This is a genomic window from Streptosporangium vulgare (genome assembly GCF_042428775.1).
Lineage (GTDB): Bacteria > Actinomycetota > Actinomycetes > Streptosporangiales > Streptosporangiaceae > Streptosporangium > Streptosporangium vulgare.
Genome location: NZ_JBHMBS010000205.1, coordinates 1 through 505, shown reverse-complemented (window position 1 = coordinate 505; position 505 = coordinate 1). Strand labels below are relative to the sequence as shown.

The 505-nt window shown below is 41.8% G+C and carries 1 protein-coding gene; it reads left to right on the top strand.

The features are described from left to right. Positions 1-81: 81 nt before the first annotated feature. Positions 82-505: ankyrin repeat domain-containing protein (locus ACFFRH_RS45100; protein WP_512701172.1), on the top strand; the 424-nt coding region annotated here is incomplete at its 3' end.

Below are 505 nucleotides of genomic sequence, written 5' to 3'. Positions count from 1 at the left end.
AATTTAAGCGGGTTCTTTTATCAGATTATCGTTGCTATTCTCAATTCATCGAAAACAGCCACAAAAACCAGGGGAATGTGAATGAGTATAAAAAATCTACCTGCCGACTATTTATTGGCTGCACAACAGGGTGATATCGATAAAGTAAAAACCTGCCTTGCGCTGGGTGTCGATATTAATACCTGCGATCGTCAGGGGAAAACCGCAATTACGCTGGCAAGTTTATATCAGCAATATGCTTGCGTTCAGGCATTAATTGATGCCGGAGCGGATATTAATAAGCAAGATCATACCTGTTTAAATCCTTTTTTAATTAGCTGTCTGAACGATGATTTAACGCTACTACGAATTATTTTACCGGCTAAACCCGATCTTAATTGCGTAACCCGTTTTGGCGGTGTCGGCCTGACGCCTGCCTGTGAAAAAGGCCATTTAAGTATTGTAAAAGAGCTTTTGGCGCATACGGAGATTAACGTTAACCAGACCAACCATGTAGGCTGGACGC